General features: G+C 61.6%; 14 protein-coding genes and 1 other RNA gene. 12 read left to right on the forward strand and 3 right to left on the reverse strand.

What is annotated here, in order from left to right:
- Window positions 1-57 precede the first annotated feature (57 nt).
- The 6 genes from AC0IYN_RS18445 to AC0IYN_RS18470 all read left to right on the forward strand — a co-directional run bounded on the left by AC0IYN_RS18445 (window position 58) and on the right by AC0IYN_RS18470 (window position 5,803).
- Window positions 58-1,221: a zinc-binding metallopeptidase family protein gene (locus AC0IYN_RS18445; RefSeq protein ID WP_471842411.1), complete on the forward strand. Its 1,164-nt coding sequence runs from the start codon at window positions 58-60 to the stop codon at window positions 1,219-1,221.
- Between the two features lie 149 nt (window positions 1,222-1,370).
- Window positions 1,371-1,467: signal recognition particle sRNA small type (gene ffs / locus AC0IYN_RS18450), an RNA gene on the forward strand.
- A gap of 126 nt (window positions 1,468-1,593) precedes the next feature.
- Window positions 1,594-2,025 carry a hypothetical protein gene (locus AC0IYN_RS18455; RefSeq protein ID WP_471842412.1) on the forward strand — a complete coding sequence of 144 codons (432 nt, stop codon included), beginning with the start codon at window positions 1,594-1,596 and terminating at the stop codon, window positions 2,023-2,025.
- Between the two features lie 20 nt (window positions 2,026-2,045).
- Window positions 2,046-4,007: a hypothetical protein gene (locus AC0IYN_RS18460; protein ID WP_471842413.1), complete on the forward strand. Its 1,962-nt coding sequence runs from the start codon at window positions 2,046-2,048 to the stop codon at window positions 4,005-4,007.
- A 157-nt stretch (window positions 4,008-4,164) separates the two neighbouring features.
- Window positions 4,165-5,211 (forward strand): N-acetylmuramidase family protein, encoded by a 1,047-nt coding sequence (locus AC0IYN_RS18465; RefSeq protein ID WP_471842414.1) that lies wholly within the window; start codon window positions 4,165-4,167, stop codon window positions 5,209-5,211.
- Window position 5,212: 1 nt separating this feature from the next.
- On the forward strand, window positions 5,213-5,803 hold the full coding sequence (locus AC0IYN_RS18470; RefSeq protein ID WP_471842415.1) for a hypothetical protein: 591 nt from the start codon (window positions 5,213-5,215) through the stop codon (window positions 5,801-5,803).
- A gap of 127 nt (window positions 5,804-5,930) precedes the next feature.
- Here the strand turns inward: AC0IYN_RS18470 and AC0IYN_RS18475 are convergent, their stop codons facing one another.
- Window positions 5,931-6,794 (reverse strand): LysR family transcriptional regulator, encoded by an 864-nt coding sequence (locus AC0IYN_RS18475; protein ID WP_406597975.1) that lies wholly within the window; start codon window positions 6,792-6,794, stop codon window positions 5,931-5,933.
- Window positions 6,795-6,896: 102 nt separating this feature from the next.
- Here AC0IYN_RS18475 and AC0IYN_RS18480 point away from each other — a divergent pair, with 102 nt between their 5' ends.
- Entirely contained in the window at window positions 6,897-7,856 is a 960-nt protein-coding gene (locus AC0IYN_RS18480) for a DMT family transporter (RefSeq protein ID WP_457239135.1), read from the forward strand.
- Here the strand turns inward: AC0IYN_RS18480 and AC0IYN_RS18485 are convergent.
- Window positions 7,770-8,141: a VOC family protein gene (locus tag AC0IYN_RS18485; RefSeq protein WP_406597977.1), complete on the reverse strand. Its 372-nt coding sequence runs from the start codon at window positions 8,139-8,141 to the stop codon at window positions 7,770-7,772. The two genes, AC0IYN_RS18480 and AC0IYN_RS18485, sit on opposite strands and share 87 nt — an antisense overlap.
- Window positions 8,142-8,194: 53 nt before the next feature.
- A complete protein-coding gene (locus AC0IYN_RS18490; protein WP_471842416.1) occupies window positions 8,195-8,944 on the reverse strand; it encodes a substrate-binding periplasmic protein in 750 nt (249 codons plus the stop codon).
- 133 nt (window positions 8,945-9,077) lie between these two features.
- On the opposite strand from AC0IYN_RS18490, the gene dnaX reads away from it, so the two are divergent.
- The 5 genes from dnaX (at window position 9,078) to AC0IYN_RS18515 (ending at window position 14,717) form a co-directional block, all read left to right on the forward strand.
- A complete protein-coding gene (gene dnaX / locus AC0IYN_RS18495) occupies window positions 9,078-11,150 on the forward strand; it encodes a DNA polymerase III subunit gamma/tau (protein ID WP_471842417.1) in 2,073 nt (690 codons plus the stop codon).
- Between the two features lie 43 nt (window positions 11,151-11,193).
- Entirely contained in the window at window positions 11,194-11,532 is a 339-nt protein-coding gene (locus tag AC0IYN_RS18500; protein ID WP_406597980.1) for a YbaB/EbfC family nucleoid-associated protein, read from the forward strand.
- Window positions 11,533-11,666: 134 nt separating this feature from the next.
- Window positions 11,667-12,701, forward strand: a complete 1,035-nt coding sequence (locus AC0IYN_RS18505) for an NADP-dependent oxidoreductase (RefSeq protein WP_368945333.1) — start codon at window positions 11,667-11,669, stop codon at window positions 12,699-12,701.
- A gap of 65 nt (window positions 12,702-12,766) precedes the next feature.
- Entirely contained in the window at window positions 12,767-13,369 is a 603-nt protein-coding gene (gene recR / locus AC0IYN_RS18510; RefSeq protein WP_471842419.1) for a recombination mediator RecR, read from the forward strand.
- Between the two features lie 199 nt (window positions 13,370-13,568).
- Window positions 13,569-14,717, forward strand: a complete 1,149-nt coding sequence (locus AC0IYN_RS18515; protein ID WP_457248239.1) for an acyl-CoA dehydrogenase family protein — start codon at window positions 13,569-13,571, stop codon at window positions 14,715-14,717.
- The last annotated feature ends 26 nt before the right edge of the window (window positions 14,718-14,743 follow it).

Genomic DNA, 14,743 nt, shown 5'->3' on the forward strand with positions numbered 1-14,743 from the left:
GTGGAACGATTCTGAAGCGAAAGTGATCTAGTCTCAGTCACCCAGGGAGAGATCGCCATGTTTCGCTACTTCGAGCAACTCAGTTCGCGCATTGCCGCACCGTTCGTGGCCGGCTCGTCTCGTGACAGCAAGGTCTGGCAGTGCCGTTGCGGCCAATCCCTGTTCTTTCGCAACAGCCAGTGCCTGGCCTGCCAGGCGGTGCTGGGCTACCAACCCCAACAAGCCCGGTTGGACTCCCTGCGGCCCGGCCCGGTGGAAGGCACCTGGCTGCAAGACGGCAACCTCGACGCCGGCGCTTTCCGTCGCTGCGCCAACCTCGACACGCCGGCCGCCTGCAATTGGCTGATCCCGGCTCACAGCACCGCGCCGCTGTGCGTGGCCTGCAGCCTCAATCGCACCATTCCGGACCTGTCGATCGTAGAAAACCATGAGCGCTGGCGCAAAGTCGAAACCGCCAAGCGCCGCTTGGTCGCGCAATTGATCAGCCTTGGCCTGCAAGTGGTGCCCAAGAGTGTCGACGAAGACAACGGCCTGGCCTTCGACTTCGTCGGTATCGACCTGGAGGGCAACGCACCGATGACGGGCCACGCGAACGGCTTGATCACCCTCGACATCAAGGAAGCCGACGACGCCCACCGTGAAAAGGTACGCGTGCAAATGCGCGAACCCTACCGCACGCTGCTCGGCCACTTTCGCCATGAGGTTGGCCACTATTACTGGGATCGCCTGATCGCGAATACTCACTGGCTCGAACCGTTTCGCGCCCTATTCGGCGACGAACGCGCCAGTTACGCCGATGCCCTCGATCAACATTATCAAAACGGTCCGCGCCCTGACTGGCAGCAAACCTGCGTCAGCGCCTACGCCACCATGCACCCCTGGGAGGACTGGGCCGAAACCTGGGCCCATTACCTGCACATGATGGACGCCGTCGACACCGCCCTCGGCTTTGGCATGAGCGCCCGCGAGATGGACCTGGATTACCAGCCATTCCCGCTCACCACCCTCTACGACCCCGAACACCCCGGCGCCGTGGCGTTCCTGTCGTTCGTCAACGCCTGGATCGAGCTGGCCGGCATGCTCAATGAACTGTCGCGTAGCATGGGCCAGCCGGATTTCTATCCCTTCGTGCTGCCACCGGCGGTGATTGCCAAGCTGCACTTTATCCACCTGGTGATTCAGGAAGAAGGTGGCCGAGCAGACGAAGCCGTCACCCTGTAGGAGCCTGCTTGCCGGCGATGGCGGCCCCGCGATAGACACAAGTGCTTGAACCATCGAATATTTTTAATCCGCCCCCAACGGTTGTAACTTCCGATGAGATCGGTACAATGGCCCCGCTTGCCGAGAGGCAGGCGTCGTTATGGTGACCCCATCGGTCCCCCCGCAACGATTACCCGTGAACCTGGTCAGAGCCGGAAGGCAGCAGCCACAGCGGGAACATTGTGTGCCGGGGTGTGGCTGGTGGGGTTGCCTCCATAACGCTCTTCCTTGCAACACCTCCTCAAACTCAATTCAAAAAATGCTTTCACGCCATCTGCCATCGGGCAGTCCATGGCGGCATACTCCAGTGCCTGGCATCCGGAGACAGTACACGTGGAAAAAGTCGACGACCTCACTCGCGAAAAACTGCGGGAATGGCAGATGCGGCGCCTGGAGATCAAGGACCGTATTCAATCGCACCCTGAACAGACCCTGGAGTTATCGAAGGTGCTGGACCTGATGGATGACGAGCACGCGGACATCCTCAGCCAGGCGGAAATGATCCGCGCGACCGATGCGGCCGATGAGCCCGCGGCGCCCGCCGCGCCGACGCCGCCGCCACTCACAGGGGCCTTCACGCTGCAATTGAATGTGGCCGCACAGAGTGCCGAAGACTTGCGCAGGCTGCTGGACATGGCGATGTTCGAACTTCAGCAGCAGATCAGCGCGATGGCTTCAACGCCTGACGCGCGTCCCCAGGGCGGCGGTATGTCAGGCTCCCTTGGAGAATATCGGTTTGAGCTGGGCAGTCAGGGCAATGCCTGATTGCCTGGCTGCGAGGAACTATGCAACCGGAACACTTTGATTTATCCAGCCCCGTCTTCCTGCCCGTCACGCAGGAAACTTGCACGGCGCTGCTTGGCGCGGACGGTGCCAAGGCCCTTACCGGCCTGTCGGACCCGGAGCTGGCCGCCGTGCTGGTCATCCAGAACCTGGCCCAGGCTGCGGAAAAGGACCTGACCTGTGCCGGCGCCGAGCGCATCCTGACCAAGCTGATCGATTGGGCGGTCGACGCGCCGGCAGGGGGCGCCGCGACCTTGCTGTCCGAAGCCCAGCGGCTGTTCGACCCGCGCAAACTGTACTTCGGCTTCAACGCGCTCAAAACCGTCAACCTGCGGCTGCTGTCGGCTGAAGAAGTCGCGGCGCGCGATTACCTGCTGCCGTCGGGTAAATGGGATATCGGCTACAAGGTCCGCCACCTGCGCAGCAATGACCCGTTCAGCCAGCAGATGATCACGCCCCGGCAGCGCGAGCGCTGGCTCAGCCCGGCCCAGGACAAACTGGTGCGCACCTTCCGCGCCAACCTGAACGAAGACCTGCATGTGCAGGGCTACGCGGGCATCGGCAAGAGCCACCTGCTCGGCGCCTTGATGGAGTGCCTGCGGCCGGCCCAAACCTTGATACTGGCGCGTACTGGAGCAAAACTCGCGACCCTGCGTGAACGCATGGGACTGGCCAAGGACAGCAAGACCGGTTCGACCTTTGCTGCCTTCGCCAAGGCGCTGTTGCAGGGGCAACGACCCGCCGCGCAGGCCACACCCACTCGGTTGCCCGGCAAACACGAACTGTCGCAGACCCTGAATATCCACGGCTGGCGTGGTCACGATGGCGCGGCAACGCTTGATATCTGCCTGAAAGTGCTCGACAGCTACTGCCACTCCAACCATCACAGCCTGTCGGCCAGGCATTTGCCGCATTTCAAGCAAGCCTTATCCAGCGTGGACGCCCAGGCGTTGCTGGAGTATTCCAGCCGGTTGTGGACGTATCTGGACGCCAACCCGCAGTGGGCCGGTCAGACGGCCTTCGCAGCCCTGTTGCTGATCAAGCGCGCAAGCCTCGATGGATGCGTGGTGCCGCCCCGATACACCCATGTGTTGATCGATGAAAGCCAGGACATTCCACCCTCGTTGTTGCAGATCATCGAACGCGGCCGTCAGGTATTGATTACGCTTGGCGATGAGTACCAATTGGCCAGCGGTGAGGTGGTCCGGCGCAAGCGCGAAGTCCGGCACACCGACATCAGTTACTCGGTGCGTTCGGGCCGCAATGTCGAGCGCCTGGTCAACCCGCTGATCAGCGTGCACTCGCAGAAGGGCAAGACGCCCTTCGAAGGCGCGCGGGATGCCGACGTCGGTATCGAGCATTACCCCCAGGGTTTCGTGCCGCCTGAAGGCTGCGTGGTGTTGACTGCGTCCCCTTGGGACACCATGAAATGGGCCATCCAGTTGCAACAGGCTAACTGCCCGTTTGGCTTCTTCGACAGTGGCGCGCAACAGGATTTGCAGCGCTTCATGATCAGCGTCATCGCGCTATTCAAGCCAGAGTTCTACAGCAACGAGCACAACGACAATGGCCCCCATGCTTACTTCAGCGACATGGACGACTGGCAACAGGTGCGCGATGCCAGCCAGTACGATGAGTCGTTCCTGTGGGTCGAGAGCGAGCTGGAAAAAGGCTTCAACGTTGCCGATATCACGCGCTTGAACCGGCTGGGCGGCGTGCCCGGCAAGCGATGCCTGCTGATGCTGGCGGAGGAGGCGGGCGGCATGGAGTTCGATCGCGTATTGCTGACGCCCGAGTTACTCACCAACGTGAAGTTCAAGGATGCCTACGCGTTCGATCAGCGGCTGTGCGCGGTGTACATCGCGATTTCCCGGGCGCGGGTGCAGCTCTACCTGCCTTACGATGTGGTCGAGTGGATTGATTTCCACAAGTATCAGAAGACCCGTGAGTTTCACGGTTACTGATTAAATTAATCCGGCTGTTTCACAACTTTTACCGGTCGCTCTGGACAACCCAAAACGGCCTTGTTAGTTTCCGCCAGCCACTTGTTTCAGAGTATGACAAGGGGGTGGATTTGATATTGAAGTGCCATCACTTCTTTAACTAACAAGGATGTCTGTGATGAAAAGCCTGCAAGGGTTGCCCCGTCTTATCAGTGCTTCGGTAGGCGCGCCCGGTAAAGCCCGTAACTTGCCTTCCGATGTGCAGTGCATCCAGTATCTATTCAATCTGATCATTCCCAAACTGGGCTTCCCGTTGGCCGAAAACGGCAAGTGCGATGGCCAGTTGGTGCAGTGCATCAGCCAATACCAGTTTCGTCATCTGAAATACGCGCACCCCGATGGTGTGATCGACCCGACCGGTAAAACCTTCAACAGCCTGATCGAAGAGGCGGTGAAGGTACCGGTGAAGGCCTTTCCGAGCATGCGTATTCCAAGCTTTCTGAATGCATTCGGTAACAATCAGGGTGACGCGGTGCAAGCCACCGTCAACGTGTACCTGGACCGTATGCGGGCAATGATCGAGGCTGAGCGGCGCAATCGCCAATTGATGCTCCAGGCCACGTGCGATGGCGGCATGACGCTCACTGATACGGATTTTCAGAATGCCGCCAAGCAGTTGGGCAACGGCATTTCGGTGAATGTCATCAGGGCCTTCGCCACGGTGGAGTCCGGTGGTCGCTCGGGTTTCGGGCCGGCCAAGTTACCGATCATTGCGTTTGAAGGGCACCAATTTCGCAAGTACACCAAGCATATCTACGACCAGGCGCATCCGCTGCTTTCGTACATCTATGTGAGAAAGGCCGGGCCGCAGTGGCAGGTCAATAACAAGGATCAGGTCAAGGCCTGGGAAACCATGGCCACTGCATTCGCCCTGGACCAGGAAGCGGCGTTGATGTCGGCGTCGTGGGGCATGTTTCAGACTATGGGGTTCAACTACGCCTCATGCGGTTACAAAACGGTGTTTGAGTTTGCCGCGGCATTAAAAGTGAATGTCGGTAACCAACTGAAGGCGTTTCTCGCGTTTTGCGCTAACAGCCCGGCATTGATGACGGCCATGAAAGCCAAGGATTTCACTTCGATGGCCCGTAAATATAACGGCGAGGACTACGGCAACTATGACGTCCTGATGAAAGAAGCCTACGAGAAACTTGAAGGAAAAAAATAAGATGATCCGTTTTCTAGCAGTGGGCGTGTTGTCGTTGTGCGCCGCAGCGCCTGTCTTGGCCGGTTCACCGGCGTTGCACTCAGGCAAATACGAAGGGCTGATGCTGGCCGTGACGCCTGAGCATCAGGTGGAAGGCTATTACGCGGAAGAGATGGGCGAGGGCGTTACTCGCAGCTGCACGTTCTACCTGCAAGGCAAGCCCTCAGCGCTGACCACCTGGAACGACACTGCCTACCCCGGCAGCGTGGCACCCTCGTCCGATGGCGTGACCCTCACCGTGGCAGAAGGCCGTCAGCATCCGGGTTGCCTCAACGTGCTGATGCCGGAAATCGCCACCGGCCTGGACCTGACCCAGACCGCCAGCAAAAAATGGATCGGCCTGGTCAAGGTCTCAGCCGACAAGGCTTACCTGCTGAAAAATCCAAGTGCCAAGGCGGCTAAACGTCCCTACATCGTCAAGAACGACGTGGTCGGTGTGCTGGCATTCAAGGATGGCTGGGCCCAGGTCGAGTTCATCAACGCGGATGATCGCTCGTTTACGGGGTGGATCAGCCAGGATCAATACGCGCGGTTGGCGGCCCCCAAGAGCTGATCTCGAAAACGGCAAAAATCTAAATGTGGGAGCGGGCTTGCTCGCGAATACGGAGTGTCAGTCGCTGGATGCAGTGACTGAGCCACCGCTTTCGCGAGCAAGCCCGCTCCCACATTTTGGATCTGCATCAACCGAATATTTCGCGCAATAACCCGGCAAACGCATCCCGTGCCAGGTGCCGCTGGGTGTCCTTGTGCCAGAACAGCAGGTTGTCCACTGCCTGCAATTCCTCAAAGCGATACGATGCCAACTGATTGGCCTGCTCATAGCGGGCCAGGATGCCTTCCGGCGCAAGCGCCACGCCAATCCCGGCACTGACGCAGCCAATGATCGTACCCCAACTGGCATAGCTGGCAATCGCCGGCTTGAAGGCGTGCGGCTTGACCCAGTTTTCCAGCGCCGCCCGGTAGGGGCAGCCGGGAGGCCACACCAGCAAGGTGCGGCCGGCCAGGTCTTCGGCGCCGTGTATCGGGTCGCTGGTGGCGCTGGCGATCAGCACCAGGCGTTCGCTGTAGACCACGCTGTGTTCGAGCTTCGCGCGTTTGTTGCCGGCAGCCACCAGTGCCACGTCCAGGCGGTGGTGTTGGAGGTCGTCGAGCAGTTCGCCCCAGGCGCCGGTGACCAGTTCCAGGCTGACGTCCGGGTAGCGCCGGTGATATTCCGCCAACAGTGGCGGCAAGCGCCCGCTGGCGCTGGACTCCACCGCGCCGATACGCAGGGTGCCACGGGGAATGGCGTTGGCGTCCACGGCGCGTTTGGATTCGTCCACCAGCGCCAGGATGCGTTCGCAGTACTCCAGGAAGATCTCACCGGCAGCGCTGATCGCCAGCCCACGCCCGGCGCGGATAAACAGCGGTGTGCCCAACTCGCTTTCCAGCTGCTTGATACGCGTGGTGATGTTGGACGGCACGCAATGCAATTGCACGGCGGCCTGGGCCACGCTGCCGGTTTGTGCCACCGCTCGCACCATTTTCAGTTGGGCCAGTTCCATCGCTCAGTTCCAGTGATTTCAGAAGTCAGAAACGGTTAATTGTCCTGCGCCTTGCCCCGGCCAAGACTGACGGCATTCCTTCTCAGTGTTTGGATGCCGTCGATGAATACCCCGTCACCCCTGAAGCTTACGCTAGTCATCGCCAGCGTCATCCTCTGTTGGGCCTATTCGCCGATTGGGGTGCACATGGGCCTGCACAGCTACAGCCCCGGCCAGCTCGCGTTGTTGCGGTTTCTGATCGCCTCGGTGTTCATGGCGGGTGTGGCGCTGGTGCTGGGCATCGGCCGGCCACGCCTGCGGGATATGCCGTGGCTGCTGGTGCTGAGTTTTTTTGGCGTGTTCCTGCACCACACCAGCCTTAATTACGGCCAGCAATTCGTGACTGCGGCGGCGTCCAGCGTGCTCGCGCAGTCGGCGCCACTGTTCAGCGTGTTGATCGCGTTTTTCTGTTTGAAGGAGCGGGTCAGCCTGTGGCGCTGGAGCTGCGTGTTGCTGGGTTTGCTCGGGGTGCTGGTGGTGATCTGGGGCGATCACGGCGTGGGCGATATCGACCCGCGCGGCTTGCTGATCCTGGTGGCGGCTGTGTCGTGGAGCCTGTACTTCGCCATCCAGAAACACTACGCCCATCGCTACAGCCCGCTGACGATGGCGTGCTACATGGTGTGGGCGGGCACCTTGATGCTCTGTGTGAACCTGCCGGGGCTGCCCGCTGCCGTGATGCAGGCGCCGGTGCCGGAGAACCTCGCGGTGCTGGTGCTCGGGGTTTTCCCCAGCGCCCTGGCATACCTGGCCTGGGGGTATGTGCTGAAACATGTCGAGGTCAGCCGCGCGTCGGTGGCCATGTACCTGATCCCACCAGTGGCGATGACGATGGCGGCGACGCTGCTGGGTGAGCACATCGCCCTGCAAGTGGTGCTGGGCGGTGTGATCGTGTTGACCAGCGTGGCCGCCATCAGCCTGGAAGGGCGCTGGCGGTCAGTCGCTCAGGCAAAACGCACGCAGCCGGTGGCCATCGAGGTCCTGGGCGACGAAGGTGTAGCCGAAGTCCAGGGTGGTCGGTGACTGGATGATCGTCGCACCGCGCGCTACCCACTGGTCGTGCAACGCATCCACGGCGGCTTTGTCGGCCAGCGACAGGCCCACTTCACCGCCACCGCCTGTGAGCTGGGCCGCCGGCTCCACGGTATGGCGCGACCACAAACCCAGCTTTACCCCGTTGTCGAGAATAAACAGGGCAAAGGTGGGGTTGAGCTCCACCGGCGGCTTGCCCAGCAGGCGGCTATAGAAGTTGGCGCTGGTGGCCGGGCTGTCGACGTAAAGCAAAAAGTAATGGGCGACGGTGTTCATGCTGGCTCCTGGGGGCTGCGTGTGTGAGGAGCCGAGTCTATAAGACGGTCCTGTCAGTTCCTGTCAGGAGTCTCACCGGTGTAGAGCTGGATGATCTGGTCGATCTCCCCCGACATTTTCATCCGCAGCAAGGTGCGCAGGATGAGCTGAACCGGCACGTTTGGGTCATTACGCACGGTGCAGCCAAGGTTCTGCTCATCAATCACCGCGACCTTGTGCAGCCGCTTGCCCACCGGCATCCGCTGGTTGAAGCGGTCGAGGATCCATTCATTGGTAACGGCAAACTTGAAGCGCCCGGCCACCAGTTTGTGCAGCACCTGTTCTTCGCTGCGGGCGTCATCGCGGCTGAGCTGGCCGTTGGCGAACAGCGGGTCGAGGCTGGCATAGCGGTAGTTGAGCACGGTGCCAATGGCCTGTGGCGCGAGTTTGTCGACCTGCACCGGCTGAGGCGGAATGTGGGTGCTCACCAAGAGGTTACGCTGCACCATCAAGGGGATGCTCCAGGTGTAGTCCCCGGACAGGTCGTCGACCCAGGCCTGGGTGACATAACAGCGCACATCGATGTCGCCATGTTGCATGGCACTTGAGATGCGCGCCCGCGCCAGTACATGGAACTCAGCCGGTCGGCCCACCTGGGTGGCCAGGCTCAACATCAGGTCATACAAAATGCCCTGGGTGGGCTGGCCGTCCTCCAGTTGCACCATGGGCATCGCCCAGCTGTCGGAAACCGAGAAGCGCAACGGTGCAGGCGCAGCAATGCTAGCCGTGGTGATCATCCATAAAGCGCCCAGGACTACGCGCATATACTCTCCGGGTTCAGGCCTTTTCGGGGCCAACCAGGAGAGCTTAGTCAGATTAGGCGAGCGTGCCGGATGCAATTTCCCCCTTGCTCCGCTAGCATTACCGGCTTCCGCTTCCCAGTTGCGACGGTTTTCGATGAGTTATCAGGTTCTTGCACGTAAATGGCGTCCGCGCTCGTTCCGCGAAATGGTCGGCCAGACCCATGTGCTCAAGGCTCTGATCAATGCCTTGGACAGCCAACGGCTGCACCACGCCTACCTGTTCACCGGTACCCGGGGGGTGGGCAAGACCACCATTGCGCGCATCATCGCCAAATGCCTGAACTGTGAAACCGGTATCACTTCGACGCCGTGCGGCACCTGCTCGGTGTGCAAGGAAATCGACGAAGGGCGCTTTGTCGACCTGATCGAGATCGACGCCGCGAGCCGCACTAAGGTCGAAGACACCCGCGAGCTGCTCGACAACGTGCAGTACGCGCCCAGCCGTGGCCGCTTCAAGGTCTACCTGATCGACGAAGTGCACATGCTCTCCAGCCATTCCTTCAACGCCTTGTTGAAAACCCTGGAAGAGCCGCCGCCCTACGTCAAATTCATCCTGGCCACCACCGACCCGCAGAAACTTCCTGCAACGATTCTGTCGAGGTGCCTGCAGTTCTCCCTGAAAAACATGACCCCCGAGCGCGTGGTCGAGCATTTGACCCACGTGCTGGGCGTCGAGAACGTCCCGTTCGAAGACGATGCACTCTGGCTGCTCGGCCGCGCCGCAGACGGTTCGATGCGCGACGCCATGAGCCTCACCGACCAGGCCATCGCCTTTGGTGAAGGCAAGGTCATGGCCGCCGACGTGCGCGCCATGCTCGGTACCCTGGACCACGGCCAGGTGTTCGACGTGCTGCATGCGCTGATCGAAGGCGACGCCAAGGCGTTGCTCGAGGCCGTGCGCCACCTGTCGGAGCAAGGCCCGGATTGGAATGGCGTGCTCTCGGAAATCCTCAATGTGCTGCACCGCGTCGCCATCGCCCAGGCCCTGCCCGAAGGGGTCGACAATGGCCACGGCGACCGCGATCGCGTGCTGGCCTTGGCTCAGGCGTTGCCGGCCGAAGACGTGCAGTTCTACTACCAGATGGGCCTGATTGGTCGCCGCGATCTGCCCCTGGCGCCCGACCCGAGGGGCGGCTTCGAAATGGTACTGCTGCGGATGCTGGCCTTCCGGCCTGCCGATTCGGCCGATGCGCCGAGACAGCCGCTAAAGCCAGTGGGGATCAGCCAGGCCACAGTTGATTCCGCCAAACCAGTGGCTGGCGCAGCAATGGTTGCGCCAGTGGTTGCTGCGCCTGCGCCAGTCGCGCCGACGCCTGAGCCAGAACCTGAACCTGAATCTGAAACTGTGTCGGCTGCGCCGGTGGTCGCGCCGGAACCGGTCAACGAGCTTGAACCGGTCGTCGACCTGCCCTGGAATGATCCGGTGGAGACTGAAGTCGAGGTTGAGCTGGCGCCCGCCGTGGAGCCCGTGCTGGAAACCAGCAGCGAGCAGCCCGAGCTGACGCCGATGCCTACGCCGACCCCGGACAGCGTAGTGCTGGATGCACCGGAGTGGGTGTCTGCGCCGGTCCCCGAGCCCACCGTGGCTCAGGTGGAAGCCGCTACGCCGGGCATCGACCTCGACGACGAACCGCCGCTGGATGAAGACTACATCGAGCCGGACATGGATTCGGCCTACAGCTACCTGGACGACCTGGCCAGCGAACACACCGCCGAGCCAGCCCCCGAGCCCGAGGCTGAGCCTGCCGCGGCCCCGGCCACCGGCCTGGCCCTGCAATGGCTGGAGTTGTTCCCGAAACTGCCGATTTCCGGCATGACCGGCAGCATCGCCGCCAACTGCACACTGATCTCCATCGAAGGCGACCACTGGCTGTTGCACCTGGACCCGGCCCACAGCGCCCTGTTCAACGCCACCCAGCAGCGCCGCCTGAACGATGCACTTAACCAGTACCATGAGCGCCCGCTGACCATCGCCATCGAGCTGATCAAGCCCGAGCAGGAAACCCCGGCCCAGGCCGCGACCCGCCGGCGTATCAACCGTCAGCGCGAGGCCGAGGATTCGATCCACGGTGATCCGCTCATCCAGCAAATGATGCAACAGTTCGGTGCGGTCGTCCGTCACGATACTATTGAACCTGTCGAAGCCCCGGTGCCCCAAGCGTCATGAAACCGGGCTATTAATTGATCCACGTACTTTTGAGGTGATTCCCATGATGAAAGGTGGCATGGCCGGCCTGATGAAGCAGGCGCAGCAGATGCAGGAAAAGATGGCCAAGATGCAGGAAGAACTGGCCAACGCCGAAGTCACCGGTAAAGCCGGTGGCGATATGGTCAGCGTGGTGATGACCGGTCGTCACGACATCAAGCGTGTGAGCATCGACCCAAGCGTCCTGCCGGGCGTTGGCGAAGATGACCTGGAAATGCTCGAGGCGCTGTTCGCCGCGGCCGTCAACGACGCCGTGCGCAAGATCGAAGCCAGCAGCCAGGAAAAAATGGGCGGTGTCACCGCTGGCATGCAACTGCCACCGGGCATGAAGCTGCCGTTCTGATCGACGAGCGTTAGCTAGACTCCAATGCCAGGCCCCGTGCCTGGCATTTTAGTTTGTGCCAATCGGATCGAACCCTGGCACCGCACGCATGGTCTGCACCCTATACCGATGGATTTGGATAAAGGAGCCCCTTCATGCCTCAAGAACCGACCCTCAACCAGCGCATCGTCCTGGTCTCACGCCCGCAGGGCGCACCCACCCCGGAAAATTTCCGCCTGGAGCGTGTGAATCTGCCGGAGTTGGCAGACGGCCAGGTCCTGCTGAAAACCCTGTACCTGTCCCTCGACCCCTACATGCGCGGACGTATGAGCGACGCACCGTCCTACGCGGCGCCAGTGGAAATCGATGAGGTGATGACCGGTGGCGCTGTCAGCCGCATCGAACAGTCGCGCAATCCGAAATTCGAAGTGGGCGACCTGGTGGTCGGCTCCACCGGCTGGCAAAGCCACAGCATCTCCGACGGTCGTAACCTGATGCCGGTGCCCAATGGCCTGGCCAGCCCGTCCATGGCCTTGGGTGTGCTGGGCATGCCGGGCATGACCGCCTACATGGGCCTGATGGACATTGGCCAGCCCAAGGCCGGGGAAACCCTGGTGGTGGCCGCGGCGTCCGGCGCAGTGGGCTCGGTGGTGGGGCAGGTGGCCAAGCTCAAGGGCTTGCGCGTGGTCGGGATAGCAGGGGGCGCAGACAAGTGCCGTTATGTGGTGGACGAATTGGGCTTCGATGCCTGCGTCGACCACAAAAGCGCGACCTTTGCCAATGATCTGGCGCTGGCGTGCTTCAAGGGCGTCGATATCTATTTTGAAAACGTCGGCGGCAAGGTGTTCGACGCCGTGGTGCCGCTGCTCAATCCCAAGGCGCGCATTCCACTGTGCGGGCTGATCGCCGGCTACAACGCCCATGAAGCGCCCAGCGGTCCCGACCGGTTGCCGGCGCTGCAACGAACGCTGCTGACCAAGCGCGTGCGCATCCAGGGCTTTATTGTGTTTGACGACTACGGTGACCGCCAGCCCGAGTTCCTCAGCGCCATGGCGCCATGGGTGCGCGACGGCAAGATCAAGTTCCGCGAAGACGTGGTCGACGGTCTGGAGCAGGCACCCGAGGCCTTTATCGGTTTGCTGGAAGGGCGCAACTTCGGCAAGTTGGTGGTGCGCGTCGCGCAGGATTGAGGATTTGACGCTAATCCGGGGCGCGGGTATAAACCGCGTCTCGTTGTTTTGTCGGACCATTGCCCATGAGCTTCAGCCCCCTGATTCGCCAACTGATCGACGCCCTGCGCACATTGCCGGGCGTGGGCCAGAAAACCGCCCAGCGCATGGCGCTGCAACTGCTTGAACGTGATCGTAGCGGTGGCACCCGGTTGGCCCAGGCCTTGAGCCAGGCCATGACCGGGGTAGGCCACTGCCGCCAGTGCCGCACGCTGACCGAAGAAGAACTCTGCCCGCAATGCGTCGACCCGCGCCGTGACGACACGCTGCTGTGCGTGGTGGAAGGACCGATGGATGTGTATGCGGTGGAGCAGACTGGCTATCGCGGGCGCTACTTTGTGCTCAAGGGCCACCTGTCGCCGCTGGACGGCCTGGGCCCGGAGGCCATCGGCATTCCACAACTGGTGGCGCGCATTGAAGAGCAGGGCACTTTCACTGAAGTGATCCTGGCCACCAACCCGACAGTGGAAGGTGAGGCGACCGCGCATTACATCGCTCAATTGCTGACCAACAAAGGCTTGATCACTTCGCGTATTGCCCACGGTGTGCCGCTGGGCGGTGAGTTGGAATTGGTCGATGGCGGCACTCTGGCGCATTCCTTCGCCGGCCGCAAACCGATCGCCCTTTAAGGTTCACCTCCGGACAAAATGTGGGAGCGGGCTTGCTCGCGAAAGCGGTCTTTCAGTACCCGATGTATTGACTGTTCCAGCGCTTTCGCGAGCAAGCCCGCTCCCACATTAGCGTTGTGTTGTTGGCAAAAGATGTACACGTCTTGATAACCAAGCAAGCGCTTGGTAAGTTCGCACCACCTCACCGTGGAGCTTGCCGATGTCTGCCTACCTGGAATACTTCGACCCCAGCCACCAATTGGTCCGCGACAGCGTGCGTCGCTTTGTCGAGCGCGAGCTGCTGCCAGGCATCGAGCAGTGGGAGGAGGCGCAGAGCTTTCCGCGCGAGTTGTACCTCAAGGCCGGCGCGGCGGGGATCCTCGGCATCGGTTATCCCGAAGCCTTGGGCGGTAGCCATGAAGGTGACCTGTTCGCAAAGGTCGCGGCCAGTGAAGAGCTGATGCGTTGCGGCTCCGGTGGTGTGGTCGCCGGGCTTGGTTCGCTGGATATCGGCCTGCCACCGGTCGTCAAATGGGCCCGGCCCGAGGTGCGCGAGCGCGTGGCGTCGCAGGTCCTGGCCGGTGAAAAGATCATCGCCCTGGCGGTCACCGAGCCGGGTGGCGGTTCTGATGTCGCCAGCCTGCAAACCCGCGCCATCCGCGACGGCGACCATTACCGCGTCAGCGGCAGCAAGACCTTCATCACCAGCGGCATCCGCGCCGACTTCTACACTGTCGCCGTGCGCACCGGCGGGCCGGGCTTTGCCGGCATCAGCCTGCTGCTGATCGAAAAAGACACGCCGGGTTTCACTGTCGGCCAGCCCCTGAAGAAAATGGGCTGGTGGGCGTCGGACACGGCTGAATTGTTCTTCGACGATTGCCGCGTGCCCGTCGGCAACCTGATCGGCGCCGAGAACATGGGGTTTGCCTGCATCATGGGCAACTTCCAGAGCGAACGCCTGGCGCTGGCCCTGATGGCCAACATGACTGCGCAGTTGGCCCTGGAGGAAAGCCTTGCATGGGCCGCCCAGCGCGAAGCCTTCGGTAAGCCCATCGGCAAGTTCCAGGTGATCAAGCATCGACTGGCAGAGATGGCCACCGCCGTGGAAGTCTCCCGCGAATTCACCTACCGCCAGGCGGCGAAAATGGCGGCCGGTATCAGCGTGATCAAGGAGATTTCCATGGCCAAGAACCTCGCCACCGACACCGCCGACCGCGTCACCTACGACGCGGTGCAGATTCTCGGTGGGCAGGGCTATATGCGCGGCAACCTGGTGGAGCGGCTGTATCGGGATAACCGCATCCTGTCGATTGGCGGGGGGACGCGTGAAGTGATGAACGAGATCATCAGTAAGCAGATGGGGTTGTGATTTGCGCTGTTCTTGCGGGCCTCACC

The sequence above is a fragment of the Pseudomonas sp. AC112 genome (assembly GCF_979253545.1).

Coding starts and splice junctions, on each gene's coding strand:
- AC0IYN_RS18445 (WP_471842411.1), top strand. CDS start 58: ATGTTTCGCTACTTCGAGCAACTCAGTTCGCGCATTGCCGCACCGTTC.
- AC0IYN_RS18460 (WP_471842413.1), top strand. CDS start 2,046: ATGCAACCGGAACACTTTGATTTATCCAGCCCCGTCTTCCTGCCCGTC.
- AC0IYN_RS18465 (WP_471842414.1), top strand. CDS start 4,165: ATGAAAAGCCTGCAAGGGTTGCCCCGTCTTATCAGTGCTTCGGTAGGC.
- AC0IYN_RS18470 (WP_471842415.1), top strand. CDS start 5,213: ATGATCCGTTTTCTAGCAGTGGGCGTGTTGTCGTTGTGCGCCGCAGCG.
- AC0IYN_RS18475 (WP_406597975.1), bottom strand. CDS start 6,794: ATGGAACTGGCCCAACTGAAAATGGTGCGAGCGGTGGCACAAACCGGC.
- AC0IYN_RS18480 (WP_457239135.1), top strand. CDS start 6,897: ATGAATACCCCGTCACCCCTGAAGCTTACGCTAGTCATCGCCAGCGTC.
- AC0IYN_RS18485 (WP_406597977.1), bottom strand. CDS start 8,141: ATGAACACCGTCGCCCATTACTTTTTGCTTTACGTCGACAGCCCGGCC.
- AC0IYN_RS18490 (WP_471842416.1), bottom strand. CDS start 8,944: ATGCGCGTAGTCCTGGGCGCTTTATGGATGATCACCACGGCTAGCATT.
- dnaX (WP_471842417.1), top strand. CDS start 9,078: ATGAGTTATCAGGTTCTTGCACGTAAATGGCGTCCGCGCTCGTTCCGC.
- AC0IYN_RS18500 (WP_406597980.1), top strand. CDS start 11,194: ATGATGAAAGGTGGCATGGCCGGCCTGATGAAGCAGGCGCAGCAGATG.
- AC0IYN_RS18505 (WP_368945333.1), top strand. CDS start 11,667: ATGCCTCAAGAACCGACCCTCAACCAGCGCATCGTCCTGGTCTCACGC.
- recR (WP_471842419.1), top strand. CDS start 12,767: ATGAGCTTCAGCCCCCTGATTCGCCAACTGATCGACGCCCTGCGCACA.
- AC0IYN_RS18515 (WP_457248239.1), top strand. CDS start 13,569: ATGTCTGCCTACCTGGAATACTTCGACCCCAGCCACCAATTGGTCCGC.